The organism is Bacteroides sp. MSB163 (assembly GCF_036416795.1).
Taxonomy (GTDB): domain Bacteria; phylum Bacteroidota; class Bacteroidia; order Bacteroidales; family Bacteroidaceae; genus Bacteroides; species Bacteroides maternus.
On record NZ_CP143867.1, the window covers coordinates 4,932,336 to 4,957,643 of the forward strand.

The window sequence follows — 25,308 nt, forward strand, 5'->3', positions numbered from 1 at the left end:
CTCTTTATTTTCAATTCTCAATTATTCTTCCAGTTCCCCTTTACGCTTCCTGAAGAGCACGGATGCCACCACCGGAGCACCTACCAAAGCTGTCACCGAGTTCACCGGCAAAGCTCCTTCAAATCCCGGCATGCGGGCTATGAGGTTACACACCAACGCTAACGAAGCCCCTACCAACAATGTGGCAGGCATCAGTATCCGATGGTCGGATGTATGGAATATAGCCCGGCAAAGATGGGGAACAGCCAGACCGATAAACATAATCGGACCGCAATATGCCGTCACAATCGCTACCAGCACACCTGAACAGGAGATCACCAACAGGCGTGCCCGCTTGATGTTCAGCCCCAGGTTCCGTGCATACCCATCGCCCAGCAGCAACAGATTCATTGTCTTTATCAGCAAAAACGAGAGTGGCAACAAGACCGCCATGATACAGACAAACAGTATCATCTGATCCCCCGACACACGGGCAAAACTACCCAGTCCCCAAATGACGTATGCACGAATATCTTCCTCCACACTGAAATATTTCAATACGCCGATAATAGCACTTGCCACATAACCGATCATCACACCGATAATCAGCAGCGTCACATTTCCCTTTACTTTCTGTGAAACGTATACGATAAGCGCCATCACGGACAGTGCTCCGATAATCGCTGCAATGGACAACGCCACTTCTCCCATATATCCGAGCTTACTCAATGCCACACCGCCCATCGCTCCCGATAACAATACCACACAGGCTACTCCCAGGCTGGCACCCGAACTGATACCCAACACTGACGGTCCTGCCAGCGGATTCCGGAAAACCGTCTGCATCTGCAAACCACTCACCGATAGCCCCGCTCCCGCCACCAATGCCGTCAATGCCTGCGGCACACGGGATTTCCAAATGATATTCTGCCAGATAATGGACTCATCTGTATTCCCCCATAAGATGTTCCAGACGGAACGAAAAGGAATATGGACAGAGCCTAACAGCAGGTTCAGTAAGAAAAACAGGAATATAGATGCCAGTATCACCAACATCAGGAGCAGTGTCGGCCTTTTCATTGCAAACGTGCGTAGTATTTCGGTTGGTAATCAGGTAATAAATCGGGGTGGAACGCATGGATCAGATCTTCCAGCACTATTTCCGGTTCCATCGGCATACTTTCGTAGAAAGGTTGCTCGCGCATATTGCAATAAATAACGCCTTTGTCACGGAATGCACGGAAGTCGGCATAACGGGGATCAAGGGATTTCAAAGCGTCATAAGAGAATGTGCCGTCGTAACTATTCACAATACGCCAGTAATCGGCACTCTCCGCCTGGCTGTATACTGTTTCAAAATCTAGTGTAACGCCACCGGAACGGGGATCGTCTTTCAAGAAATAATCGGCTCCCGCATCACGGAACAGTTCGGCCAGGAAGCTCTTACCGCCTACTGCATACCAGTTTCCTCCACGTATCTCACCGCTGAATACTACCGGACGCTTCTTTACATCAGCAGCCAGTTGTTTCAGATCGTTATAATGCTTTTCTATTGCAGCAAATTTTTCATTTGCCTCCTCTTCCTGTCCAATAAACAAGCCGATGAATTTAATCCATTCCGCCTGTCCCAGCGGAGTCATTTCCTTATATCCCAGGTGCGGAACCAAAGGTATTCCGATTTCACGCATCGTATCATATCCGCCACGCTTGAAAGGGGAGATAAAAATGACATCCGGATTCACACTCATGATCACTTCATTATCAAAATTACCTTCAATTCCTATTTTGGCAGTCTTACCCGACTTCAGGCGCTCATTCATTTCTTTGTTGAACAAGTGGCGTGTACTGGTTATACCCACCACCTTATCGCAGGCTTCCAGTTTGATGAAATTGGATAATTGTAAAGAAGTCATGCAAATGACACTGCGTACCGGTGTTTCGATCACCGTATAATCAGAAGGAATCCCTTCGGGTTTCGTCCCCCGGGGCACCAATGCATAATGGAAAGTATTACTGCTTTCATTTTGAGGATCGCGCAAATCTACCAATCGGACATGATTGGGGAGATATTTCACTTCAAACCCTTGGGCATAAACCGGATAAATAGAGTCTGTGGCTGATACGGAGGCTGTGGTAGCCTGTAAATCAATAGAGTTTTGTTTGTTTTTCGGGCCACAAGCCACACATAAAATACTTAAAAGGGAGACAGTTATCGCAGTAGTTCGTTTCATGATAATAAAAAGGTATAGAATTCGAGCACAATATTCGTCATTTTTGGGGAGATACGCAAATACAGGCACAATTTAATGAAGAATGAAGAATGAGGAATGAAGAATGAAGAATTGCCTTTCGGTATGCTCTCACTGCGTAGCCAAATTCTTCATTCCTCATTCTTCATTAAAAAAAACTTCCTCATTAAAAACTCATCAGATCATTCAATGCTTCGCTCATGCTGGGATGTGTAAATATATAATCACGCAAGAAAGTATATTCCTGTCCCGTTTTCATTACAATAGATACGATATTAATGATCTCACTTGTTTCCGGTCCGAACAGGGAACAGCCCAGAATCTTATTTGTATCGGCATCCACTACTACCTTAAACAATCCGTCAGTCTCACCTAAAGTACGTGCCCGCGGAATGGCTGCTACGGGAAATGTATTCACCTTTATGTTCAGTCCTTTCTTACGGGCCTCCATCTCACTCAGCCCCACACGTGCCAAAGGAGGATCCATAAATACCGAATAACTCACAGGCTCACGGTCGTCTGTACGCCGTTCTCCTGCACCAAACAAATCCTCACGGATAATGCGGTAATCGTCCAATGAGATATAGGTGAATTGTAACCCGCCTTTTACGTCGCCAATGGCACGGATGGCCGGATTAGTAGTACGCAGCCACTCATCTACAATTATGGCTCCCCGTTCATTCACTTTCACACCGGCAACTTCCAGGTTCAACCCCGAAGTATTCGGACGACGCCCTGTTGCCAATAAGATAGCATCTCCTTCCAGGTGATGGATTTCATGAGTTACAGCATCCTCATAAATCACTGTTGCACCATCCACGGATTGTACTTTCGCGTTGAGATGGAAAACAATACCTTTCTTTTCCAATACGGTCTGTACGCTAGCGGCAATATCCCTGTCTTCGCGACCAATCAGTTCGGGATACCCTTCGAGTACTGTTACCTTCGAACCGAAAGAGGCATACATGGAAGCAAATTCCAGGCCGATATAACCTCCACCCACGATTACCAGCCGTTCGGGAAGTTCTTCCAGTTCCATGATGGAAGTGCTGGTGTATACGCAAGGATTCTCTTTTATTCCATCAATAGGTGGTATGATGGTTTCCGCACCGGTATTTATAAAGATCTGAGGAGACTGTAATTCTATTACTTCCGTCTCCGTCCGCACTTCTACCACATCAGGACCGGCAAATGATCCAATACCTGTATACACCGTCACATTAGGATTATCAGCCAGATTATGATAGTTCTTACTCCGCAGGAAGGAAGTCACCTCTTCTTTACGCCCAATGGCCTGACGATAATAATCCTTCTTCTCTTCCCATGTAGCCTTTACCGGAGTTTCCTTAGCCAGATGTACCAACGTCTTTGTAGGAATACACCCGATGTTGATACAAGTGCCTCCGTACATACGATCTGAACGTTCTACTATGGCAACCGTTTTCCGGCGTTTTGCAAATTCGGCAGCCAAGGTCTTTCCTCCCTTTCCGAAGCCGATAATGATAGCATCATACTTTTTCATATCTCTATTTTTTTAATTGTTCCAGTACGCTCTTCGCACTGTCTGCTAATATAACAATTGCGCCGGCCAAAATGGCTGTATCTTTTATAACTAATCTTCCTGCACCGGTCAATAAAGGGAAACCGAACTCTCCACTGCCCAGATTAGGCACCCACACTTCGGGTGTGGTGACAAGGAAAGAAAGCGTTCCGAGAGTCATGATAATTGCAAGCCCCGCCCCTACCAAGCCTACTTTCGGCCAAAAGATGCCGAGGAATGTAAGGATACCGATGCTCATAATAAGGATACCCAATCCGTGAGAAAAACCATACGTATTATTCTCCTTGTGCCACTCATGCTTCGCGGCATCAAATTCTCCTTCTTTCAGCTTATACTCTTTATAGTCGGGAGTATCATGTGTATAGAAGAAGCTCATAAAAGGGCTGTTTGCCACAAAAGGTACGATGCCTTCCGCTTCATAATTCCAGAACTTCAACCCGCCGATCCAAACGAAAATAACCAGAATCGCCACACGGATAAGATTGATACCTAACTTTTGAGTAGATGCAGCCAGTGTCAGGGCTGCTACGAACATAGATTTTAATTTTGTTTCCATACGATTATTGCATTAATGAATTGTTTTGTTTTTCTGATGCAAAAATCGGGGTTTATGTCGGGGTGTGAAATGGCAATTCCACCGTATCAGTTGGCAATATTTCCCGTTGTGTTCGATTTACGGAAATCCGACACACTTTCGCCTGTCATTTTCTTGAAAAAGCGGCTGAAAGTGGACAAATCTTCGAAGCCAAGGAGTTCACTGATTTCCTTGGCGCTTTTGGGAGTGTAGAGCAGTAAACGTTTGGCTTCCGCTTCTACTCGTTCGTGAATGATGCGCAAAGGAGAAGGGACTCCGCAGGAAGAAAACAGATTGGAAAGAGTCTTGGGAGAACGGAATAAAAGGTTGGCATAATCCTGTACTTGTTTCTTTTCACGGAAATTCTGGTCAACCAATATATAGAAGCGGCGGACGATATCAAAAGCTTTTTCCTGTTCCGGCGTAACGCCACACTTTTCACGTGCAATGCGAGTACAGGTGATGATGAAACGTTTGAGAATGATGCGCAGCATTTCTTCTTGCAGATTATCGCAAACAGCGGACTCCTGCCGGAAGATACGAATGATATCATTCAGATTGGCGGATTGTTCCGGCGAAAGTTTCAGTTTCATCACTTGGGAAGAACCATGAAAAAGAAAACCGTTACAGGATACTTCGTCATCATGACCGAATATGCAGTAGAAGTTGCTGTTGAACAGGAAAGTGAGGTACTCTCCTTCCACGGCTTTCACTTCAATATGATGCAGGGGCGTAAGGCATGCGATTTCGTCTTGTTCCATCCGCACGGGAATGTGGTCTATCTCGACAATGAGGATGCCGCTGCGCACCCAAATGAACTTATACAGAGTGGCGTCTTGTTGCAGCACCTTGTTTTCGTGGAAGCAAGATGTCATTGCCAGGTTCCCGTTCAGGCGGGTATTTAATTGATAATCTATCATATATTAAAAGTTAGTGCTCCCTATCATACATTGAGATACAAAAATACATCATTTCACAAGCGGATACAAACAAAAAGCAAAAAATATCGGTTATCATTCCATTACACAACTATTATTTAGGCCTCATTTTCTTACTAAATTAGAGATAACCTTAATCAAATCGTCAAAGAATATACTAATTCGTCAAAACAAAGCTTTTACACAACAGTTAAGAATCTGATAATCAATAAAATATCAAAAAAAAATAAAAATACCATTTTGTGAAATTATATTCCTTTTGTTTTTTCTACTTTTGCCTATATCAAATATAAAAGCAATGAGTTAAGTATAGTATTAATTTAAACTTATCTGATTATGGTACTAGATTTTATTGGTCGCGTAAATATCGCGTTAAGAGTTATCAAGGAAGAATACCCGACAGCAGTCCTTTATGAAGCTGACGGAAGTGCATCAAAGGGTGAAACAACACGTCCTGAAGAGATTGATACGATCAGAGTTGTATGTACCCGCCCTGAAGATGGAGCTACTATCATTGTCAAAATCACAGATTTTGATAAGGTTGGCAAGCCTATATTCATTCCCGAACCTTGGTTGGAAGATGTAGTAATAGCCTGGCCAGTAGAAATGACACTATTACATGCCAGCCAACTTAAGGAACAAGCAGGTTATAAAGACCCTTATGTTTGTGTTACATTAAGAAATCCGCTCGGACCTGAAAGAACAAATCCCTATTTCATTTTCGGTGACAACAAACACCAGCCTTACATCTTTGTAGATACTGTTACAGGTTTAGTAAAAACAGACCGATAATACTTGAATTAGGGTTTATTATAATGTAGTTGAATTCATATATCCTCCGATCTATTTATCAATGATAAAAAGCTACCATTAAAAAATATGAATACAGTTCTTGTTTCATATTTAGAAAATCCCGACTTTTGCTCTTTCATAACAAAGCCAAATTATGAATTTATCACTAAAAACTAACCGCTAATTTCCAATAAACATGTCTAGCCCCGTTATATTCGTCTCCCTCGGTCCCGGAGAACCGGAACTTATCACCCTGAAAGGCTTGAAAGCCCTGCAAAATGCCGACAGCATCTTTTGTCCTGAAACTCGCACGGCAAACGGACGCACCTTCTCACGTGCCGCCGACATATTGCATGCATTGGCTATTCCAGACACCTCCCTCTCCCGTTTCGTATTGCCCATGAGCAAGAACCGGGAACAGGCTTTTGCCGCCTATGATAAAGTGTACAACGAAGCTTGTCGGCTTTATAAAGAGAATAAAAAAGTTTGCATCGTTGCCGAAGGAGATGCCGGTTTCTACTCTTCAATCCATTATATCTTCGAGAAACTGCAAGCCGACAACATCCCGGTGCAACATATCGCCGGCATCCCCGCCTTCATTGCAGCAGGTGCCTGTGCAGGACTTCATATTGCCAGCCAGGAGGAACGCCTGACCGTCATTCCCGGTATCATTACCGCCGAAGAAATAGAGAAATATATGGAGGAAAAGACTACCATTGTCATCATGAAACTTTCTCAATGTACCGAAGAAGTTCACCGTTGCATCCATCTCCATCCCGAATATAACTATCATTATTTCGAGAATATAGGCGCGGAAAAAGAGAAATATCTGCATGATACAGAGCTGATTTCGGCACTCTCTTTCCCTTATTTTTCATTATTAATCATACGCCACAGCACCTTCTGAGGCGCATTTAATACTATTTCGCACATCATTGGATTAATTTTCACAAAAATGCCTTACCTTTGCCCACTGTGTAATACAAAAGATTTATAGACATGAAAAGACTTACATTGTATATGTTTATGCTCGTACTGAGCATTGGTTACGTTTCGGCACAGGGGAAAGCCGATATTAAGTTTGATAAGACCTCACATAACTTCGGTACGTTTTCTGAAAATGATCCGGTAGTAAGTTGTGTATTCACATTCACCAATGTGGGCGATGCTCCGCTGGTTATACATCAAGCCGTAGCTTCCTGCGGATGTACAGTTCCCGAATATACCCAGGAACCCGTATTGCCGGGCAAAACCGGAACCGTTAAGATTACTTACAACGGAACAGGCAAGTATCCGGGACACTTCAAAAAGTCCATCACTTTGCGCACGAATGCCAAAACGGAAATGATGCGGCTCTTTGTAGAAGGAGATATGACACCGAAAGATGCGAAATAAGCATCTTTATATATAAGAATAAAGGAGAATTTTTCAATTCTCCTTTTTTTTTGCTTTCTTTGAAGCTGATTTGGATAAAATAATCAATTAATGGACGACATAATAACTATAAAACATAAAAGCAATTAAGAAACTATGAAACAAGAAGAAGAGAAATTGACCGGTCTACCGGAAAATGCATTCCATGAACTGAAACCGGGCGAGGTCTACAACCCGTTGATGAGCCCTGACAAGAAGTACCCGGAAGTTAACCTTTGGTCTGTATTATGGGGTATCGCTATGGCTATCCTCTTTTCGGCTGCGGCAGCCTATCTGGGATTGAAAGTAGGACAAGTGTTCGAAGCAGCCATTCCTATTGCAATTATTGCCGTGGGCGTATCAGGCGCAGCCAAACGTAAGAATGCGTTAGGTGAAAATGTTATTATCCAATCCATCGGCGCCAGTTCCGGCGTTATCGTGGCAGGTGCCATCTTTACCCTGCCCGCCTTATACATTCTGCAAGAAACTTATCCGGAAGAAATCACAGTTACTTTCACCCAAGTATTCATCAGTTCTCTGTTGGGAGGTGTGTTGGGTATTCTCTTCCTCATTCCGTTCCGTAAATATTTTGTAAGTGATATGCATGGTAAGTATCCTTTCCCCGAAGCAACAGCTACCACACAGGTACTGGTATCGGGCGAGAAAGGCGGAAGCCAGGCCAAACCGTTGTTGCTGGCAGGTATTATTGGAGGTTTATATGACTTCATCGTTGCCACATTCGGCTGGTGGAACGAAAATTTCACCACACGTGTATGGGGCTTTGGTGAGATGTTGGCTGATAAAGCAAAACTGGTATTCAAAGTGAATACAGGTGCGGCCGTACTCGGTTTGGGATATATTGTAGGTCTGAAATATGCTTCTATCATCTGTGCCGGTTCACTGGCTGTGTGGTGGATTATCATTCCGGGAATGTCCATGATTTGGGGCGACAGCGTGCTGAACCAGTGGAATCCGTCAATTGTGACTACCGTAGGCAGCATGGCTCCCGAAGAAATTTTTAATTATTATGCCAAGAGCATCGGTATCGGAGGTATCGCTATGGCAGGTATCATCGGTATCATCAAGTCGTGGGGCATCATCAAGAGTGCCGTAGGACTGGCAGCTAAAGAGATGGGTGGAAAATCCAATGTAGAAGCCAGCATGAAGCGTACTCAGCGCGATATTTCTATGAAGATTATTGCTATCGGTTCTATTATAACACTGTTGCTGGTATTTTTATTCTTCTACTTTGATGTAATGCAAGGCAGTTTGCTGCATACTGTGGTAGCTATTCTATTGGTAGCAGGTATCGCTTTCCTGTTTACGACTGTGGCTGCCAATGCTATTGCAATCGTAGGTACGAACCCGGTTTCCGGCATGACGCTGATGACATTGATTCTGGCATCGGTAGTGATGGTATCTGTCGGTTTGAAAGGGCCTGAGGGAATGGTAGCCGCATTAGTAATGGGTGGCGTTGTGTGTACGGCACTATCTATGGCAGGTGGGTTCATTACTGACTTGAAAATCGGTTATTGGTTGGGTAGTACACCCGCCAAACAGGAAGCCTGGAAGTTCCTCGGAACGATTGTTTCAGCTGCAACCGTAGGTGGTGTAATGATTATCCTGAATAAGACATACGGATTTACCAGCGGACAACTGGCTGCTCCACAAGCTAATGCGATGGCGGCAGTTATTGAACCATTAATGAATGGCGTGGGTGCTCCCTGGTTGCTTTACGGCATTGGTGCAGTACTTGCTATCGTACTGAATGCATTCAAAATTCCCGCACTGGCATTTGCATTGGGTATGTTCATTCCATTACAACTGAACATTCCTCTCGTTGTGGGTGGTGCTGTGAACTGGTACGTAACCAGCCGTAGCAAGAATGCTGCTCTCAATGCAGAACGTGGCGAAAAAGGTACGTTGCTGGCATCCGGTTTCATTGCCGGTGGTGCACTTATGGGCGTAGTCAGTGCAGCAATGCGTTTCGGAGGTATCAACCTGGTGAATGATGCCTGGGTAAACAATACGTGGTCAGAAGTACTGGCATTGGGTGCTTATGCATTGCTGATAATTTACTTTATCAAGGCTTCGATAAAAACCAAATAATAGAAATACAATGAGAACAATTTTATTTATCACAGCGTTGTTTATGTCAACTCTGCTATCTGCTCAGAAGCCCGTTGAGATACCCTTGTGGCCCAACGGTGCTCCTAATACGAATGGCCTGACAGGAGATCAGGAAGATTTGAACGGCGGCCGTGTGGCCAATGTTATTAATCCCACCATCACGGTTTATCGTCCGGCAAAGCCGAACGGTATGACTATCTTGATGTGTCCGGGCGGCGGATATGCCCGCCTGGCAATGAATCACGAAGGCCATGACATGGCATCCTGGTTCAACACACAGGGAATCACGTATGCTGTTCTGAAATATCGTATGCCGAACGGAAACCGCGAAGTGCCCCTCTCAGATGCAGAACAGGCCATCCGCATTATTCGTCAACACGCCAAAGAATGGGGTATCAATCCGAATCAGGTAGGCGTTATGGGTGCATCGGCAGGAGGACACCTGGCTGCTTCTCTCTCTACACTTTACAGTAGTGATGAAACGCGTCCGGACTTTCAGATATTACTTTATCCGGTAATCTCGATGGTACCGGGCATTACTCATGGAGGTTCGCGCAAGAACCTTCTTGGTGATAACCCGACCAAGGAACTGGAAGATGCGTATTCTCTGGAACGTCGTGTATCTCCCCGCTCTCCACAAGCTTTCATCGTACTTTCTGCTGATGATGGCGCGGTGCCGCCCATGAATAGTATCGGCTACTTCCTTGCTCTCAACCAACAGAAAGTTCCCGTATCCATGCACATCTACCCCATTGGCGGACATGGCTGGGGCTTCCGTGATAACTTCACTTACAAACGCCAGTGGACAGAAGAACTGGAGAAGTGGTTGCGTGACGGAGTGAAATTCGAGAAAAAATAATTAATATAGTAACTCAATGAAAAAACTGACTTTTATCACCTGTCTCGCATTGCTACCCTTGGCCCTTCAGGCACAGGAAGACCGTTACGACCAGTTGACCAATCCGAAGTTGACCAGTATCAACAAGGAGGCTCCCCGGAGTACATTCACTTCTTATGCCACCGAAGAAGATGCTATCGTCAACGACCGGACGAACGGAGCCAGCCGCCTATCCCTCAACGGGAAATGGAAGTTCAACTATGTGGAAAACTTTGCCGACCGTCCCACAGACTTCATGAACGTGCGTACTGAGGTGAACCGTTGGTCAGACATCAATGTGCCGGGTAACTGGGAATTGCAGGGCTTTGGTACTCCGATCTACGTCAACCAGCCTTACGAGTTCTGTTCTAAGGGTTATGAACCTTATTGGGACAAGCCTAATCCGCCTTATGTACCCAAAGACTGGAATCCGACAGGTACGTATCGCCGCGATTTCGTCGTAGGTAATGACTGGGATGGAAAAGAAATCTTCCTCAGTGCAGACGGTGTGCGCGGTGCTGCTTTCTATTACATGAATGGCAAGTTTATAGGTATGAGCAAGGATGCTAAAACTCCTGCCCGCTTCAATGTTACCGCCATGGTAAAAAAAGGCAAGAATATGATTGCCATTCAAGTACACCGTTTCTCGGATGCCAATTATCTGGAATGTCAGGACTTTTGGCGCATCAGCGGTATAGAGCGCGATATCTATCTCTATGCCACGCCCAAAATCCATATTGCAGACTTCAAGGTAGAGACTCCGCTGGATCCTTATTACAAGGATGGTATCCTGCAACTGAAAGTGAAGCTTACGAACGAAAGTGATATTAAGTCTCCTTATGTAGTTTCCTATCGTTTACTCGATGATCAGGATCAGCAAGTAACCCAATCCTCTACCCGTGTGGAAGGTGATCAGAATGAAGTAGAATTCACAAAGAAAACCCTCCGTGGTGTAAAGCATTGGACAGCTGAAACGCCTAATCTTTATACACTCGTCATCAGCCTGAAGCGCACCAATGGCGAAGTAATAGAAGCTACCAGTTGCAAGGTAGGTTTCCGTACGATAGAGATTAAGGATAAGCAACTGCTTGTAAATGGCGTGCCTATCCTTATAAAAGGTGTGAATGTACACGAGCATAATGAATACACGGGGCATTACGTTCCGGAAGATCTTATGATTAAGGATTTCGAACTCTGGAAAAAGTATAATGTGAACACCGTACGCACTTGCCACTACCCGCAACAGGAACGCTTCTACGAACTTTGCGACCAATATGGTATGTACGTAATTGATGAAGCAAATATTGAAAGCCACGGTATGGGTTATAACCTCAATGTAGGTGGTACTTTGGGTAACAATCCGTTATTCATGAATGCTCACCTCGACCGTACCATGAATATGTACGAACGCGATAAGAATCATCCGTCTGTAATCATCTGGTCATTGGGTAACGAAGCTGGAAACGGACTGAACTTCTACGTTACTTATAATACTCTGAAGATGCTCGATAGCCGTCCTATCCAGTACGAACGTGCCGGATTAGAATGGAATACGGATATTTATTGTCCGATGTACTCTTCTCCCCAATCTATTGAAAAGTATGCCCAGAATAAGGAAATGACTCGTCCGCTTATCCTGTGTGAATATGCTCATGCTATGGGTAACAGTCTTGGCAACTTCCAGGACTATTGGGATGTGATTGAGAAATATCCGATATTACAAGGTGGTTGCATCTGGGACTGGGTAGATCAAGGCTTTGCCGCCAAGACCAGCGACGGACGCAAATACTGGAATTATGGTGGTGACTACGGCGATACCGGAACTCCTTCCGATGGCAACTTCTGCATCAATGGTGTAGTTTATCCCGACCGCAGTATAAAGCCCCAGACTATTGAAATGGGTAAGGTTTATCAGAACATTAAATTCATTAAGTTCGATCCGCAAACCTGCACGGTGCAGATACGCAATGACTTCTCATTTACTGATCTAAATAAATATGATTTCCATTATGTCGTTCGCGATCATGGAAAAGAGATTTATAAAGGTCAGATGGACAATATCAATGCTGCTCCGGGCAAGACAGCTACCAGTGCATTCCTGCAAGGTATTCCTAAAGAAAAGAATACTACGGGAGATGTACGCATCGAGTTCTATGCAACCATACGTAATGCAGAACCTTTCTTACCGGTTGGTACGGTAATCGCACGTGAACAAACTTATGTTCACCCGTTCTTTAAGAAAGAAGTGGTACGCATGGATCCCGCTAAAGTAGATGAAGTCTTTTCACAGGTTGTTTTCAGCGGTGATGATTTCAAAGCTACATTTGATAAACAAAGCGGCTTGCTGACCTCTTATATCTATAAGAAACAAGAGTATATCCATAACGGTCAAGGTCCGCAACCTTTCTTCTGGCGTGCACCTACCGATAATGATTACGGAGCAAAGCTTCCTACTCGCCTGAAAGCATGGCGCGAGGCCAGTTACCAGACACCTAAGGCAGAATCGTTCAATGTTTCTAAAGATGGCGGCAAGTCCATTGTAAAGGTTACCTATCGTTTTCCGCAGGTAGATGCGCAGTGGGAAATTACCTATAAGGTATTTGCCAATGGCATTATCAAAGTAGATAATCGCTTTGTAGCCGCAGGAACAGAAACCCCGATGATACCACGTGTAGGTTTGCATATGCAATTATCGGAAACATTCAATGATCTTACTTACTACGGCCGTGGTCCGGAAGAGAACTATCGTGATCGTCGCACTTCCCAGTTTATCGGAGAATATACTACTCCGATAAAGAACTTGTACGAACCGTACATCCGTCCGCAAGAAAATGAGCATCGTACGGATATTTACTGGTGTGCACTCACCACTAAACAAAAAGCCGGTTTACTCTTCATTGCCGACCGTACGTTTGAACTGAATGCTTCCAACTATCTGCTTGGAAGTCTGGATAGCGGCGAAACCATCGACAATGGTGCTCCACGTACAAATCAAACGAATCATCGTCATCTCACCGATCCGCAGCCAGTGAAGCAAGTAGATATGTTCATTGACTATCGCATGATGGGTGTAGGTGGTGATAACAGTTGGGGAGCTATAGCACACGAACCGTATCTGATTCGTCCGGGTGTAGAAAATGCCATTGAATACGGCTTCTCCATCGTGCCATTTGACAAAAAGGCGGATTACAAAAATTTAATCTATCAATATTAAATTTAATCTGTACAAATTAAGGATTTATGAAAAGGATGTCGTACTTTTGCGACATCCTTTTTTATTTATATTAAAAAACAAAAGAACAATGAAACCAATGATTACACTCCTGCTCAGTGCGCTTTGTGTAGCTACTGTCAGCGCTCAGACAGACGAAAAAGACAACGCCATGCTGAACAATGGGATAAATTTTCTGGATATTCCTTACGTAGCACACACGTTGGAAGTTACTGATGGTGAAGAAGAACTTATCATCAATTGTGATGAAGTAGATTGCACTACTTTTGTAGAATATACTCTCGCCATGGCCCTCTCTCCTACCGAAGACGGACAGGTAGCTGAAGGTGATTTTGCTACCAACCTGCAGAAGATCCGCTACCGTGATGGAAAAATCAACGGCTATCCTTCACGCCTGCACTACATTGCAGACTGGGTAAATAATGGTATTCGCAACGGTTTCCTGGAAGACGTAACAACGACTTACAGTCCATACACCCAGAAAGTTTCTCTTTCTTACATGTCTTCTCATCCGGAACTGTATAAACAGTTGAATAATTCTCCGGAAAATGTAGCAAAAATGAAAGAGATCGAGAAGTCATTGAATGGTCAGGAATTTCATTATGTTCCCAAAGATCAGTTGCCGTTCAACGGTCTGCCTTGGATTAAGAATGGAGATATTATTGCCATTACGACTAATACTCCGGGATTGGATGTAGCTCACATGGGCATTGCTTTCTATATTGATGGTAAACTTTGTTTGTTGCATGCTTCTTCTAAAGAGAAGAAAGTGGTGGTTTCTAAGGTTGCTCTGGGGCAGATGCTGCAAAGTAATGATAACTGGACGGGAATTCGGGTGCTGAGAATGAAGAAGTAAAAATTCCAATATGATATATAAGAAAGGCGATGAAGATTTGATCTTCATCGCCTTTCTTTATTCTATTCCATGAATGCCCCCACATCACCACTCTTCAATTCACGCATAAACTTAGCAATATGAAAACCGGATTCATCATTAGATACATTTGTACAGTAGGGGCACCAGAAAATTCAGAAAACCATAACGGACTTCATCATTAGGAAAGCCTAAAGTATACAATTTCACATCATCATCATACCCCTTAATAGTCAAATAACCTTTGGTAAATCATTGGAAGGGGATTTCTCGATTCTGCACGATATTCAGAGAAAGCGGAAGCTAACACTTCTACCCCATCTATCAATAGACGTATATCGTAATCGCTCTGCTTCAGCAAATCAACCAAATAAGTAGGAGTTCCGGTCTGAAACCAATAGTAACCCAATTCTTCCGCAGCAAATGCATTCAACACACTGAACGGTTTGAACATCCCTGCACCTTCCGGATGAAAATGATAACCATCGTATTGACGTTCCATTAAATCAATCACTTCTTGCAACGATCTCCCTCTCCGTTTGACAAGACACTCCAGTTCCGGAAGAAAGGTCTGCTACAACTCTTCTCGGGTAATGCCACACAGTGCTGCATAGGGAGATTTCATACTGATATCATTCAGTTGATTCAAGTCACTGAACACGCTTACTTGGGCAAACTTTAATGGTTTGTCATATTCATCAATCAAGATAACCACTTGTTTTCCTGTCTGTATACATGCCTGCTCTATTATATAAGCAAAACGTTCTTCCGGACTTCGATCTTTTTTCTCTGAACCATAGAGTAATTCCCACTTTTCTAAATACTGATTAAGCATAGCTACCAAATCAGCAGCTGTCTCATATTTCCGGGCATTCAAGTCAAGATGTAACACAGGATATTGTTCCCATTTGGTTTCTAACTTTTCAATGGCCAAACCTTGGAACAACCTCACGCAGTTTATCAAAAGTTTGTATGCCTATCGGCAGTTTACGCATCTGTTCCATTCACTAAAGCCTAATTGGTGTATGACAAAGGTACGATTTATATTTCAAAAATAAGATGAATGACGATGAAGATTTCGCCATATACAATGTAAGCAGTCATTTTAGACCTGTCAAAGCCTAAAATGACTGCTTATAATTGAGTGCTTACGAAATAAACTTTAGACGTTTCTAATATAATACACTTATTTTTCAACAAACAAATTATTATATTTACAAGTTTCCATGTCTTTTAAAATAGTCTTTACACAAGCAATCAATTCAGGCAAGTGTATTTTTATGATCTTAAAAATGTTTTCCGGATCTACATTCCCATATTCATGCGAAATAATATTTCTTAAAGCAAAAACTCCTTTCCAATATACTTGTGGATAATTTGAAAAAAGCTTAGAAACAGTCCAATCATCAATTTTCCGAGCAGTTTCACCAATAACCTGAATAAGCATACACGCAGCATCAAACTTTTCCATATTAGTAGATGAACTCAAGAAATCATGAAACGAAGTTATTTTTTCATTTCGTTCTATTACTAAATTCGATTTCTCTATAATTATAGTCAAGCATTCAATAACGTTTTCTTTAGACGAATATTGCATCTTTCAAAATGTTAGTTTTAAATGATTCTCTTAACGATTCTCTGAAATTGACGACATCAACTTTATAATTAGTTAATTTCTCCAATTCCTCCTTAATAGCGACTAAAGTAAAAAAGTCCGACTCTTCCAAAGTTACTACTACGTCCAAATCACTCGTTTCTTTTTGCTGCTTTCGAGCAAATGAACCAAAAAGGCCTAAAGTCTTTATGCCATATTTATCAGCAAAATTGACTTTAAATTTCCGCAATATATCAATGGCATCTGATGTATTCATAATCTAATTTACTACCATTATTAATACTAAATACAAATATAACACTAATTATTTAATCAACAAGAAGACATAAAGAAAAAAGCCGGAATGAGCTCTATGAATCATTCCGGCTTTTTTAATAAAACTGTAATATTTCGCGGCTATTATTTCTTGCAACATCCTTTTATCTGTTCCACAATATAAGCCACATCTTCATCCGTCACCCAAGGACCAGCAGGAATACATAGACCCATATTAAACAAACGTTCAGAAACGCCATTCACATAACAAGGATTATGGGCATAGACAGGTTGTAAATGCATAGGTTTCCACAAGGGACGAGTCTCAATTCCCCGTTCATCCAGGTTACGGCGGACTTCATCATAGTTTGTGCCAGTCTTCACAGGATCTATCAGAATAGTAGAAAGCCAATAATTAGCGTTGAAACGACCATCAGGATTAGATTTCAACGTTATACCGTCCACACCTTCAAAAGCCTTCTCGTAAAGAGCATGTACATGGCGGTGATGTGCAATATGCTCATCCAATACAGTCATCTGACCACGACCGATGCCAGCACAAATATTACTCATACGATAATTATAACCGATCTTTTCATGCTGGTAATGAGGGAAAGGTTCACGAGCCTGCGTAGCATAAAACATAGTCTGCTTCTTGGCGCTTTCATCAGGAACAATCAAAGCCCCGCCACCCGAAGTAGTGATCATCTTATTACCATTAAAAGACAACACACCAAAGGTACCGAACGTACCGCACTTCTGGCCCTTGAACTCAGAACCCAAAGCCTCTGCAGCATCCTCCAACACAGGGATTTCATATTTAGCGGCTATTGCGCAAATCTCATCAATTCTGGCAGGCATACCGTAAAGATGAACAGGAAGAATAGCTTTCGGCTTCTTACCTGTCTTTGCGATTCTGTCTTTGATAGCTTCTTCCAGCAAAACAGGGTCCATATTCCAGGTATCCTCCTCACTGTCTATAAATACAGGAGTTGCCCCCTGATAAGCAACAGGATTGGCTGACGCACAGAATGTAAACGACTGGCAGATCACCTCGTCGCCGGCTCCTACACCAAGTTGGATTAATCCCAGATGGATAGCTGCCGTACCAGCAGATAAAGCAACAACCTCCTTATCCTGTCCCACAAAATGTTTCAGTTCATCTTCGAAAGCATTCACATTGGGGCCTAAAGGAACAACCCAGTTAGTATCGAAAGCTTCCTTTATAAAAGCCTGCTCCTTGCCGCTCATGTGAGCAAGGCAAAGATAAATTCTCTTGTCCATTAAATTATTATGATTAAAAAAGAAACAATATCAAGAAGTAAAAAAGAGTTATTTCGACCTTAGGTAATAAGGGATAAATAACCAACACAACAACTTACCCAATTTCAAAACAATCATTAGGAATTTATAAATATCTATTCCCTATATTTTAAAACTTTTGCAGGTATACCTGCCATTACAGCATTTGTTGGTACATCTTTAATAACTACGGCACCAGCACCAATAAGACAGTTTTCTCCTAATTCATGTACACCAGTTATTACAGTAGCACTAATGCCTATATAAGCATACTTATGTGCAATAATTGAAGCACCAAAATTTACTCCAAAGGAAAGAAATACTCCTTCTTCTAAAATAGTATGATGAGAAACTACACTATTAACGCTCATCATTACAAAGTCATGTATGTTACACCAAGGCATAATTACCGTTTTAGGAAGAATATATATCCCCTTATCTCCAATTTTAACATTAGGAGAAAGCACCACTGTAGAATGAATAAAATTAGGAACCTCATATCCCAGACTTAACGCACATTTTAATATTTCAACCCGCAATTTATTATTTCCTAAAGGACAATAAACAGCTTCAACATCATATTCATCTTTCAAACAAGCAAGAAAATCCAATTTCCCCAACACAGGAATGCCATATACCTTTTGGTTGATATACCTAGGATCGTCATCCAAAAAACCTACAATTTCAATACCAGCTTCTTGAAGATAAGCTAAATAGACTTCTCCATAAGTGCCTGCACCAATAATAACACTTTTCATATTCTTTTCCTTTAATTATGCCCGTTAAAAGGCACAGTAGTAGCCTCTCCCTCTTTTGATATCCCTTCCTTAATAAAAACTTTTCTTATTGTAGCAAATGCAATTTTCATATCTAAATAAAAAGAACAATGATCTACATACCAAACATCCAGTTCAAACTTTTTTGTCCAACTCAAATTATTTCTTCCATTAATCTGTGCCCAGCCAGTTATTCCTGGACGTACTTCATGGCGTCTCATCTGTTCTTTAGAGTATAAAGGTAAATAATATGTTCTCAAAGGACGAGGACCAACCAAAGCCATATCACCTTTCAATACATTAAGCAATTGCGGTAATTCATCAATAGAAGTAGAACGTACAAACTTTCCTATTTTAGTCAAACGTTTCTCATCCGGTAATAAATTACCATCTTCGTCACATTCGTCAGTCATCGTTTTAAATTTGATAACTTTAAAAATCTTACCTGACTGGCCCGGACGATCCTGCCAAAAGAAAGCACCTGCACCCTTATTGGCAAAGTGTAGCCAAAGGGTGATAAACAACAGTATTGGCCAGATGATGGACAATACACAAAACGCAAGAATGAAGTCTATTCCTCGTTTGAAAAAACAGGAGTACATAATAAAACGATTATGAGTAGAAGTTGAAAACAGATATGATATTGACAGCTTGTATTGAGCAATGATTAGTGAAGATTCTAATAAAAGCACAAAAAGTAAATCTTTTTAAAAAAGCCTAAAGCAAGTGCTTACATTTCAAATCTACTGAGCCAATTATCGAATCGATAATAATCTATAAACCCACTCTTCACCTGAACAAAAGGACGAGACATAAAATCTGCTAATCCTTCTAAATTCGAATTATCTATAATAAAAATGTTATTCGAGTTATAGAATGGGGCATATTTTAGAAGAGGATTATTGCTAATCAATTTCTTGTTAAAAAAGAGACTTTCCATCACTCTTAATGAATACCCCTCTTGACCTTCCTGTAATATTTCCAATATTGCACCAGATTTTTTTATAATCGCAATTACATCTGAATAGGCAATAAAAGGCGAATAATTATTTCCTTTTGGACTTTTTTTATCCGCAATTATATGAAAATCAGTTTTAATTCCCAATTGTTCTATTTTCGATTTAAGAGTGCATAACTCCTCATAACGACCTTTGTCGCGTCCAACAAAATAAATTGTTCCATTGTTGGTTGTCACAGACTCAGGGTTCATAAAATAGTAAGTAGAATTAAATCTCAAATTGTATCGTATACAGTCAGATTGAGTAAAACTCCATAACTCGCTATGCTTCCTCAGTGATTTGGACGGCTTCGGAGATGTTTTCCCGTCTACAGGATTCCAATACCAATATATTATTCTTCCTCTATAACCTATCTTTCTTAGGGTCGCTGGAACAGTGCTATTAATAACGTTTGCATTTATGATAATACTTTGATAGGAGTTTAATCTATCAATCCAACTACTTAAATAGGATTTAGTGGATAGGCCACAGACAGAAAGAACATATCGTTTAGCTCTCTTCAAAAGACCACAAGAACCATAAAGAGGCTCATGATCAACTAAATTCGGGAAATTCTGATTTATGTACTTTGGAAAGTCATCAGATAAACTGGGCCAAAGCATCAAGATTGTAGAACGCGATGAACTATGAATCATAGAATTATTGATTTACTTTACCTAACTTTTCGTTTAATAGCTCACGAGCAGTACTAAGAATCACCGTTTTCGCACATTCAATGTCATAGCGCATGGCTACTTTTGCATTATGCTCACCAAAAGTTCTACGCAGAGATTTATCTGAAATAAGTATCATTAAAGCTTTTGCAAATCCATCCACGTCATACGGAGATAAGCAAAATCCTGTTTCACCATCATGGGCATAGTCTTTTATTCCTCCAACGGTTGAGCTTATCAATGGAAGCCCGGATGCCATAGCTTCCAAAGGAGCAATACCCAAACCTTCTCTAACTGACGGATGAACAAATATATCGGCCACTCTACATAAATCAGCTATATCTTTTCTAAAACCTAAAAAATGCACCTTTTGCCTTATGTTCAGACTAGAGGCAAGAAGCTCAAGTTTTGTTTTGTCAGGTCCTTTACCACACACAACATAATGAACATTATTTAGATCGCATTTAGCAATAGCCTTTATAATAACCTTCTGATTCTTATGAATTTTAAGCTTACCGACAGAGAGAATCATGACGTCATCATCTGATATTCCGATTGATTTTCTTAATTTCTTATAAAAATCTACACTTAAAATATGGTCTATGAATTTCTTCACATCCAATCCTATTCCATGAATTTTTCTAACATTCCGAGCCTTAAATTTTAATGCTCTTGTATAGTCCTCCTCGTTTATTGTCATAAGCATATCTACATATCCAGACATTATGTACTCAATGGGATAATATAATATCCAATTTATCAGAGGAGCTTCGCTAAAAAAATGGAATCCATGAGCCAAATACCACACTTTAGATCCTTTCCGACGTGCTTCTCTCGCAGCTATACGTGTTACTACACTCATCACTGGACCATGTGTCCATATCACGTCGTAATTGCCTGAATCTACTATTGCTTTGACTTCACGCAAACCTTTGAGATTACGACAAACCTTGAAAGGGCTTCTCGCTAAACCAACTGTGTAAAATTTGATATTCTCATTAAAAATATTACGTAACGTATCTCCTCCTCCAATATAATCAGAACATGCTATATCTATTTCCCATCCGTCATTAATTAAAGCCTCAATATGAGGTTTCAAGAAGGCTCTAATCATACTGTCAGGTGCAGTGATCAGCATTCTTTTTTTAGATTCTTTCATTTTCGAACCGATTTAGATTTCATAATAAAATAAGTTGCGCTTAAAAGACTTTTCAAGGAGTCTCTGAAAACAATATTTTGTATCATTAGTATCAATCCCAAGCCACATATCAAGACTATCCAATTCTCAGTGTACAAGGAAATAAAAATGTGAAATACTGCAAACAATAACTCATATAGCGACATTGACATCGTTTTTACTTTCATGAATTTTCCTATAATTTGTTCTGAAATAAAACATCTAATCGCCCCTATAGCAACCATACTAATAAGAGTCAGCACCAATGAATTGAAAACATAGACGCTAATAACTCCGAAAAGAACACTAAGCGCAAGTATAAGATAATTTACATACATCATTTCCTTTTCACGCCTTAATACCTTAAAGTAAGTAATAAATACCAGATTCATCTTAGCATCGAATATGCACATAGGCAATAGAATTGCTAAATATGCAACACTATCTGCATAATTCGGTAGCCATAGATTTATCAGCCATTTGCCCGGTATCATCAGAAAATATATCCACGGCATTAAGAAAAAGCAAAATCGGAACATATTAATGTAAGCATATAACTTTCCGTCATCTGATGTACATCGCAGAGCCGGGGAGAAAACCATTGAAACCTGCCGGATAAAGACAAGAGCAAACGCAGTAAGAGAAAGAGCCAAAGAAACTTTACCAAAAACAATAATACCCCAATGGCTATCTATAAAAAATCGGTCGATTCCCGCAATCAGCAAAGAAGCTATTCCAGATAGCATTAGAGTGACTCCAACCTTTATAGAATCTTTCAACTCCGGCCATATTTTTTTATATGGCACTGATATTTTTGACAGAAAATAGCGACCTTTATAAAGACTATAGCATAAATTAAGTAAAGAACCGACTATAAAAACACATAGAAATATGTATATATCTCTAATTCCCAATAAAATAAGTACTATTAAAGATAATAGAAAAAAAAGTTTGTCAATTATCACAGAAAAAGAATACCAATGTGTATGATTTGCAGCTTGAAAGATATAACCCATATACATTGAACAATTGAAAATAACCATATAGATAACACTAAAAAAAAATATGATTCTCCTTTCGTATGTCATTGGAGCAAGAATCAGTATAATGGTTATTATTACTGCAAAAATTATCTGTATCATCACAACTATGCGAAACTGCCCGCTAACAGCATTGCGATTCATTTCGCTAAAATCTAAGCCACTATATTTAAGATAAACGCCATCGTTTATTCCGCAATGAAAAAAGCCAACATAAGCAGAGTAAAAAATGAATAACTGCCAAAATGAATACCCTTCCACACCTAAGAATTTGGGAAGTAAAAGAGTAACAACACAACTTTGAACAAGGGATATTATCTGGGCTGTAAAGGCAACTTTTAGATTTCTACCTAACTGACCTATGTTCATATTGAGTGAATAATGTTCGTTTTCCGTATAATAACACCAATAAAGAAAAGATTATAATATAGACTAACTGACTAATACTCAAAACAAAACGAATTAAACATTCGCCTATTCCTTGCATAGCAATTCCATAAATTAGAAATGAATAAAGCATTAAATATATGGGGTGTCCGCCCCATTTCCGTAACAAATGATAAGCAATTCCAGCAAAAAAACCGATTAGACACTCTATTATATACACACCAACTAAACCAAAGTCATAATAATACGTTCTAAGAGCTGTATAAATATTAGTCGATTTGCCTTTCCCTACGGAAACAAATGGCAAAAAATGAATATCATTGGGCACAGACATTCCGCAAGCATTTAAAAGTCCATAAAAGCCAAAGAATGTTTCCTCTCCAAAAAACCTACTATCAGGTTTATATACTTCAAGACTCCGATCTAATGCTATTATGGCCGCTCCACTATACCCAAAAAGCATCTCATCCCACGAGGATTTTCCAGTTTTTCCTGTCAAAAGGCCCAATGTTTGGAACACTGTAAAAAATATAACAAATGCTAGAAACATCCTTTTAATCACACTAAAAAGACGATTTAAGCTCAATCGAGTCCTTTTACTTTTGAATATATTAAGGTAATAAGCGACAATAAAAACAAAACAAATATATTGAAGCATAAAGGTACGTCCTGATCCCAATGCACTAACGAGCAAAGAAACAAGAATAACAATCATTTCCAATTTACTCTGCAACAGTGACGTACCGACCTTTTCTTCTCCGATTACAATTTTCTGAATCAAAAAATAGGAATAAAAGTAACCACTTACTTGAACGAAAAATGAGACAAGCGTTAATGCCATATTTCTAGACTCTATCGTACCATGAACCGAAGCAGCCCTATTATATTCCATCATATTGCTATAATCAGCATTTATGCTAACTGAAAGAGCTGTACTCATTGCATTTTGAATTCCCAAATACAATATGAAAACACAAAATATAAGATAAATAAATGTGATTTTCTTTTTAGGCAAGCGCAAAATCACCATATAGTTACTATACTGTTTTCCTGCAATCGTGGTACTATAAGCACTACCCAAAAAGAACGAAAGGGCAAATGCTGCTAGCGCACTTACTATGAATAAGGACGTTTCAAAGCTTATGTCAACCGGAGTACCAATAACATTAGACAAAGCTATTAAAGAAGTAAGAAGAAAAGACTCACATACCAATGGAAATGGAGCCATAGGATCGCAATTAGATGAAACAAGTGCAAAAATAGTCAATAAAAAAAGCATTAGTACTAATGCTAACATACCCGATTTCCCTTTTTTAGTTGTCTATATATCGCCTTCAGTTTATCAGCAGATAAACTAATATCAAACTTGGTATTTTCAATTTTCCGCCTTGCTTTTTCACGATCGTAATCCTGCAATGACCAGTCTATTGCCTTTATCCAATCTTCCAATGGAGCGTTTAAGTCTAAAAAACGGACATTACCTGTCACATCAACGGCTCGCGTTACGACAGTAGATGTAACTATCCGAAGCCCAGCTGCTTGCGCCTCAACAATCGCATTGGGAAGCCCTTCAAATTTTGACGGAAATAAGAAACTATCAAAAATACCCAAAAGACATTTGACATCGCTTCGACTCCCTAAAAAATGCACTTGCTCCGATATACCTAACTTAGATGCATATTCTTTCATTTTTTCCAGTAATGGCCCGTCCCCCACCAAAACAAGACTTACATCACCATGAAGTTTAAAATATCGGCTGAAAAGTTCTAATATAAAAACGTGATTTTTCGCCTCTACAAACCGGCCAACATGTCCAATTATCTTAGCTTTTATACCCAATTTAGTTTTTAATTCTTCAAATACTTTTTGAGGAAAAACAAATGTTTTGCTATCAACTCCGTTGTCTATAACTTCAAATGCCTTGTTCCCATGCATCCATATTCCTGCCTCGGGACCGCAAGCAAAACATTTATAGGGAACATTCTTTATTTTATAACGATTATAGTAGTGAAGACACTTTCCTATAATACCCCCTACATTATTTTGGGTATTCCTTGAATGAAGGATGATATTTATATTTCTGGAATGCGCTTCAATAATTGGTGTCGTATTCAAAAGGGCATTCGCATGAATATGTATACAGTCGTATCCTTTGTCTAATAATTTTCCTAATTGTCTTTTATGCTCAAGTGGATGCTTGAAGAAAGGCGGTAAAACAAATATTTTACCTCCACGTTTATCAATCATCTCCCTTAAATGTATATTAGTAATATCCGAATTTTGTATACAAAAATCTATTTGAAATTCGTTTGAATCCAAAAAGGGAAGCAAATTCGTCAGAGTAGTTTCAACCCCTCCTATATTCAAACCATATAAATAATGTAAAATACGCATTACTGATTATATTTATGACATATTTAAAATGTAAACTATAATACCAAATATTGCAAACAGAATCTATAAAC

General features: G+C 40.5%; 22 protein-coding genes and 1 pseudogene. 7 read left to right on the plus strand and 16 right to left on the minus strand.

Going from position 1 to position 25,308, the window contains the following annotated elements:
• Positions 1-21 precede the first annotated feature (21 nt).
• The 5 genes from VYM24_RS19110 to VYM24_RS19130 all read right to left on the minus strand — a co-directional run bounded on the left by VYM24_RS19110 (position 22) and on the right by VYM24_RS19130 (position 5,280).
• Positions 22-1,059, minus strand: a complete 1,038-nt coding sequence (locus tag VYM24_RS19110; RefSeq protein ID WP_007213911.1) for an iron ABC transporter permease — start codon at positions 1,057-1,059, stop codon at positions 22-24.
• A complete protein-coding gene (locus VYM24_RS19115) occupies positions 1,056-2,210 on the minus strand; it encodes an ABC transporter substrate-binding protein (RefSeq protein WP_330940665.1) in 1,155 nt (384 codons plus the stop codon). Before VYM24_RS19115 ends, VYM24_RS19110 begins: the two co-directional genes overlap by 4 nt.
• Before the next feature lie 184 nt (positions 2,211-2,394).
• A complete protein-coding gene (locus VYM24_RS19120; protein WP_299092797.1) occupies positions 2,395-3,750 on the minus strand; it encodes an FAD-dependent oxidoreductase in 1,356 nt (451 codons plus the stop codon).
• Between the two features lie 4 nt (positions 3,751-3,754).
• Positions 3,755-4,345 (minus strand): DUF417 family protein, encoded by a 591-nt coding sequence (locus VYM24_RS19125; RefSeq protein WP_291551543.1) that lies wholly within the window; start codon positions 4,343-4,345, stop codon positions 3,755-3,757.
• Positions 4,346-4,431: 86 nt separating this feature from the next.
• Positions 4,432-5,280: an AraC family transcriptional regulator gene (locus VYM24_RS19130; RefSeq protein ID WP_291551605.1), complete on the minus strand. Its 849-nt coding sequence runs from the start codon at positions 5,278-5,280 to the stop codon at positions 4,432-4,434.
• A 357-nt stretch (positions 5,281-5,637) separates the two neighbouring features.
• Between VYM24_RS19130 and VYM24_RS19135 the strand changes: the two genes are divergently transcribed.
• The 7 genes from VYM24_RS19135 (at position 5,638) to VYM24_RS19165 (ending at position 14,601) form a co-directional block, all read left to right on the plus strand.
• Positions 5,638-6,093 carry a hypothetical protein gene (locus tag VYM24_RS19135; RefSeq protein ID WP_299092799.1) on the plus strand — a complete coding sequence of 152 codons (456 nt, stop codon included), beginning with the start codon at positions 5,638-5,640 and terminating at the stop codon, positions 6,091-6,093.
• Positions 6,094-6,289: 196 nt separating this feature from the next.
• Entirely contained in the window at positions 6,290-7,000 is a 711-nt protein-coding gene (gene cobI / locus VYM24_RS19140) for a precorrin-2 C(20)-methyltransferase (RefSeq protein WP_330940666.1), read from the plus strand.
• Positions 7,001-7,092: 92 nt separating this feature from the next.
• Positions 7,093-7,488, plus strand: coding sequence for a DUF1573 domain-containing protein (locus VYM24_RS19145; RefSeq protein ID WP_007213899.1), 396 nt, complete (start codon positions 7,093-7,095; stop codon positions 7,486-7,488).
• Positions 7,489-7,623: 135 nt separating this feature from the next.
• On the plus strand, positions 7,624-9,615 hold the full coding sequence (locus VYM24_RS19150) for an OPT family oligopeptide transporter (RefSeq protein ID WP_330940667.1): 1,992 nt from the start codon (positions 7,624-7,626) through the stop codon (positions 9,613-9,615).
• A 10-nt stretch (positions 9,616-9,625) separates the two neighbouring features.
• Positions 9,626-10,495: an alpha/beta hydrolase gene (locus VYM24_RS19155; protein WP_291551531.1), complete on the plus strand. Its 870-nt coding sequence runs from the start codon at positions 9,626-9,628 to the stop codon at positions 10,493-10,495.
• A gap of 16 nt (positions 10,496-10,511) precedes the next feature.
• Positions 10,512-13,727 (plus strand): glycoside hydrolase family 2 TIM barrel-domain containing protein, encoded by a 3,216-nt coding sequence (locus VYM24_RS19160; protein WP_299092805.1) that lies wholly within the window; start codon positions 10,512-10,514, stop codon positions 13,725-13,727.
• Positions 13,728-13,815: 88 nt separating this feature from the next.
• The gene (locus VYM24_RS19165) at positions 13,816-14,601 is read left to right on the plus strand and encodes an N-acetylmuramoyl-L-alanine amidase-like domain-containing protein (protein ID WP_291551524.1); all 786 of its coding nucleotides are present in this window, start codon (positions 13,816-13,818) and stop codon (positions 14,599-14,601) included.
• Between the two features lie 65 nt (positions 14,602-14,666).
• On the opposite strand, the pseudogene VYM24_RS19170 reads toward VYM24_RS19165, so the two are convergent.
• The 11 genes and pseudogenes from VYM24_RS19170 to VYM24_RS19220 all read right to left on the minus strand — a co-directional run.
• Positions 14,667-15,623 (minus strand): annotated as a pseudogene (locus VYM24_RS19170) (AAA family ATPase); the annotation flags it as partial.
• Positions 15,624-15,805: 182 nt separating this feature from the next.
• Positions 15,806-16,216: a HepT-like ribonuclease domain-containing protein gene (locus VYM24_RS19175; protein WP_291551521.1), complete on the minus strand. Its 411-nt coding sequence runs from the start codon at positions 16,214-16,216 to the stop codon at positions 15,806-15,808.
• On the minus strand, positions 16,200-16,490 hold the full coding sequence (locus tag VYM24_RS19180; RefSeq protein ID WP_291551519.1) for a nucleotidyltransferase family protein: 291 nt from the start codon (positions 16,488-16,490) through the stop codon (positions 16,200-16,202). The genes VYM24_RS19175 and VYM24_RS19180 overlap by 17 nt, the downstream gene beginning before the upstream one ends.
• A 143-nt stretch (positions 16,491-16,633) precedes the next feature.
• Positions 16,634-17,773: a DegT/DnrJ/EryC1/StrS family aminotransferase gene (locus tag VYM24_RS19185; RefSeq protein WP_330940668.1), complete on the minus strand. Its 1,140-nt coding sequence runs from the start codon at positions 17,771-17,773 to the stop codon at positions 16,634-16,636.
• 134 nt (positions 17,774-17,907) lie between these two features.
• Positions 17,908-18,549 carry an acetyltransferase gene (locus VYM24_RS19190; RefSeq protein ID WP_330940669.1) on the minus strand — a complete coding sequence of 214 codons (642 nt, stop codon included), beginning with the start codon at positions 18,547-18,549 and terminating at the stop codon, positions 17,908-17,910.
• An 11-nt stretch (positions 18,550-18,560) separates the two neighbouring features.
• Positions 18,561-19,169, minus strand: coding sequence for a sugar transferase (locus tag VYM24_RS19195; RefSeq protein WP_291551603.1), 609 nt, complete (start codon positions 19,167-19,169; stop codon positions 18,561-18,563).
• 128 nt (positions 19,170-19,297) lie between these two features.
• Positions 19,298-20,221 (minus strand): WaaS/CpsH family glycosyltransferase, encoded by a 924-nt coding sequence (locus VYM24_RS19200; protein WP_299092812.1) that lies wholly within the window; start codon positions 20,219-20,221, stop codon positions 19,298-19,300.
• A 4-nt stretch (positions 20,222-20,225) separates the two neighbouring features.
• A complete protein-coding gene (locus tag VYM24_RS19205; RefSeq protein ID WP_330940670.1) occupies positions 20,226-21,398 on the minus strand; it encodes a glycosyltransferase in 1,173 nt (390 codons plus the stop codon).
• Positions 21,395-22,825 carry an MATE family efflux transporter gene (locus tag VYM24_RS19210; RefSeq protein WP_330940671.1) on the minus strand — a complete coding sequence of 477 codons (1,431 nt, stop codon included), beginning with the start codon at positions 22,823-22,825 and terminating at the stop codon, positions 21,395-21,397. Before VYM24_RS19210 ends, VYM24_RS19205 begins: the two co-directional genes overlap by 4 nt.
• Positions 22,803-24,140: an O-antigen polymerase gene (locus tag VYM24_RS19215; protein WP_299092818.1), complete on the minus strand. Its 1,338-nt coding sequence runs from the start codon at positions 24,138-24,140 to the stop codon at positions 22,803-22,805. Before VYM24_RS19215 ends, VYM24_RS19210 begins: the two co-directional genes overlap by 23 nt.
• Positions 24,134-25,237 carry a glycosyltransferase gene (locus tag VYM24_RS19220; RefSeq protein ID WP_291551503.1) on the minus strand — a complete coding sequence of 368 codons (1,104 nt, stop codon included), beginning with the start codon at positions 25,235-25,237 and terminating at the stop codon, positions 24,134-24,136. Before VYM24_RS19220 ends, VYM24_RS19215 begins: the two co-directional genes overlap by 7 nt.
• Positions 25,238-25,308: the final 71 nt, after the last annotated feature.

Bases quoted from the DNA above. Each gene is read 5' to 3' on its own strand.
- VYM24_RS19215 (WP_299092818.1), bottom strand. From the start codon at position 24,140: ATGTTAGCATTAGTACTAATGCTTTTTTTATTGACTATTTTTGCACTT.
- VYM24_RS19115 (WP_330940665.1), bottom strand. From the start codon at position 2,210: ATGAAACGAACTACTGCGATAACTGTCTCCCTTTTAAGTATTTTATGT.
- VYM24_RS19120 (WP_299092797.1), bottom strand. From the start codon at position 3,750: ATGAAAAAGTATGATGCTATCATTATCGGCTTCGGAAAGGGAGGAAAG.
- VYM24_RS19165 (WP_291551524.1), top strand. From the start codon at position 13,816: ATGAAACCAATGATTACACTCCTGCTCAGTGCGCTTTGTGTAGCTACT.
- VYM24_RS19185 (WP_330940668.1), bottom strand. From the start codon at position 17,773: ATGGACAAGAGAATTTATCTTTGCCTTGCTCACATGAGCGGCAAGGAG.
- cobI (WP_330940666.1), top strand. From the start codon at position 6,290: ATGTCTAGCCCCGTTATATTCGTCTCCCTCGGTCCCGGAGAACCGGAA.
- VYM24_RS19210 (WP_330940671.1), bottom strand. From the start codon at position 22,825: ATGAACATAGGTCAGTTAGGTAGAAATCTAAAAGTTGCCTTTACAGCC.
- VYM24_RS19110 (WP_007213911.1), bottom strand. From the start codon at position 1,059: ATGAAAAGGCCGACACTGCTCCTGATGTTGGTGATACTGGCATCTATA.
- VYM24_RS19160 (WP_299092805.1), top strand. From the start codon at position 10,512: ATGAAAAAACTGACTTTTATCACCTGTCTCGCATTGCTACCCTTGGCC.
- VYM24_RS19200 (WP_299092812.1), bottom strand. From the start codon at position 20,221: ATGATTCATAGTTCATCGCGTTCTACAATCTTGATGCTTTGGCCCAGT.
- VYM24_RS19155 (WP_291551531.1), top strand. From the start codon at position 9,626: ATGAGAACAATTTTATTTATCACAGCGTTGTTTATGTCAACTCTGCTA.
- VYM24_RS19125 (WP_291551543.1), bottom strand. From the start codon at position 4,345: ATGGAAACAAAATTAAAATCTATGTTCGTAGCAGCCCTGACACTGGCT.
- VYM24_RS19135 (WP_299092799.1), top strand. From the start codon at position 5,638: ATGGTACTAGATTTTATTGGTCGCGTAAATATCGCGTTAAGAGTTATC.
- VYM24_RS19150 (WP_330940667.1), top strand. From the start codon at position 7,624: ATGAAACAAGAAGAAGAGAAATTGACCGGTCTACCGGAAAATGCATTC.
- VYM24_RS19145 (WP_007213899.1), top strand. From the start codon at position 7,093: ATGAAAAGACTTACATTGTATATGTTTATGCTCGTACTGAGCATTGGT.
- VYM24_RS19190 (WP_330940669.1), bottom strand. From the start codon at position 18,549: ATGAAAAGTGTTATTATTGGTGCAGGCACTTATGGAGAAGTCTATTTA.
- VYM24_RS19220 (WP_291551503.1), bottom strand. From the start codon at position 25,237: ATGCGTATTTTACATTATTTATATGGTTTGAATATAGGAGGGGTTGAA.
- VYM24_RS19205 (WP_330940670.1), bottom strand. From the start codon at position 21,398: ATGAAAGAATCTAAAAAAAGAATGCTGATCACTGCACCTGACAGTATG.
- VYM24_RS19195 (WP_291551603.1), bottom strand. From the start codon at position 19,169: ATGTACTCCTGTTTTTTCAAACGAGGAATAGACTTCATTCTTGCGTTT.
- VYM24_RS19180 (WP_291551519.1), bottom strand. From the start codon at position 16,490: ATGAATACATCAGATGCCATTGATATATTGCGGAAATTTAAAGTCAAT.
- VYM24_RS19175 (WP_291551521.1), bottom strand. From the start codon at position 16,216: ATGCAATATTCGTCTAAAGAAAACGTTATTGAATGCTTGACTATAATT.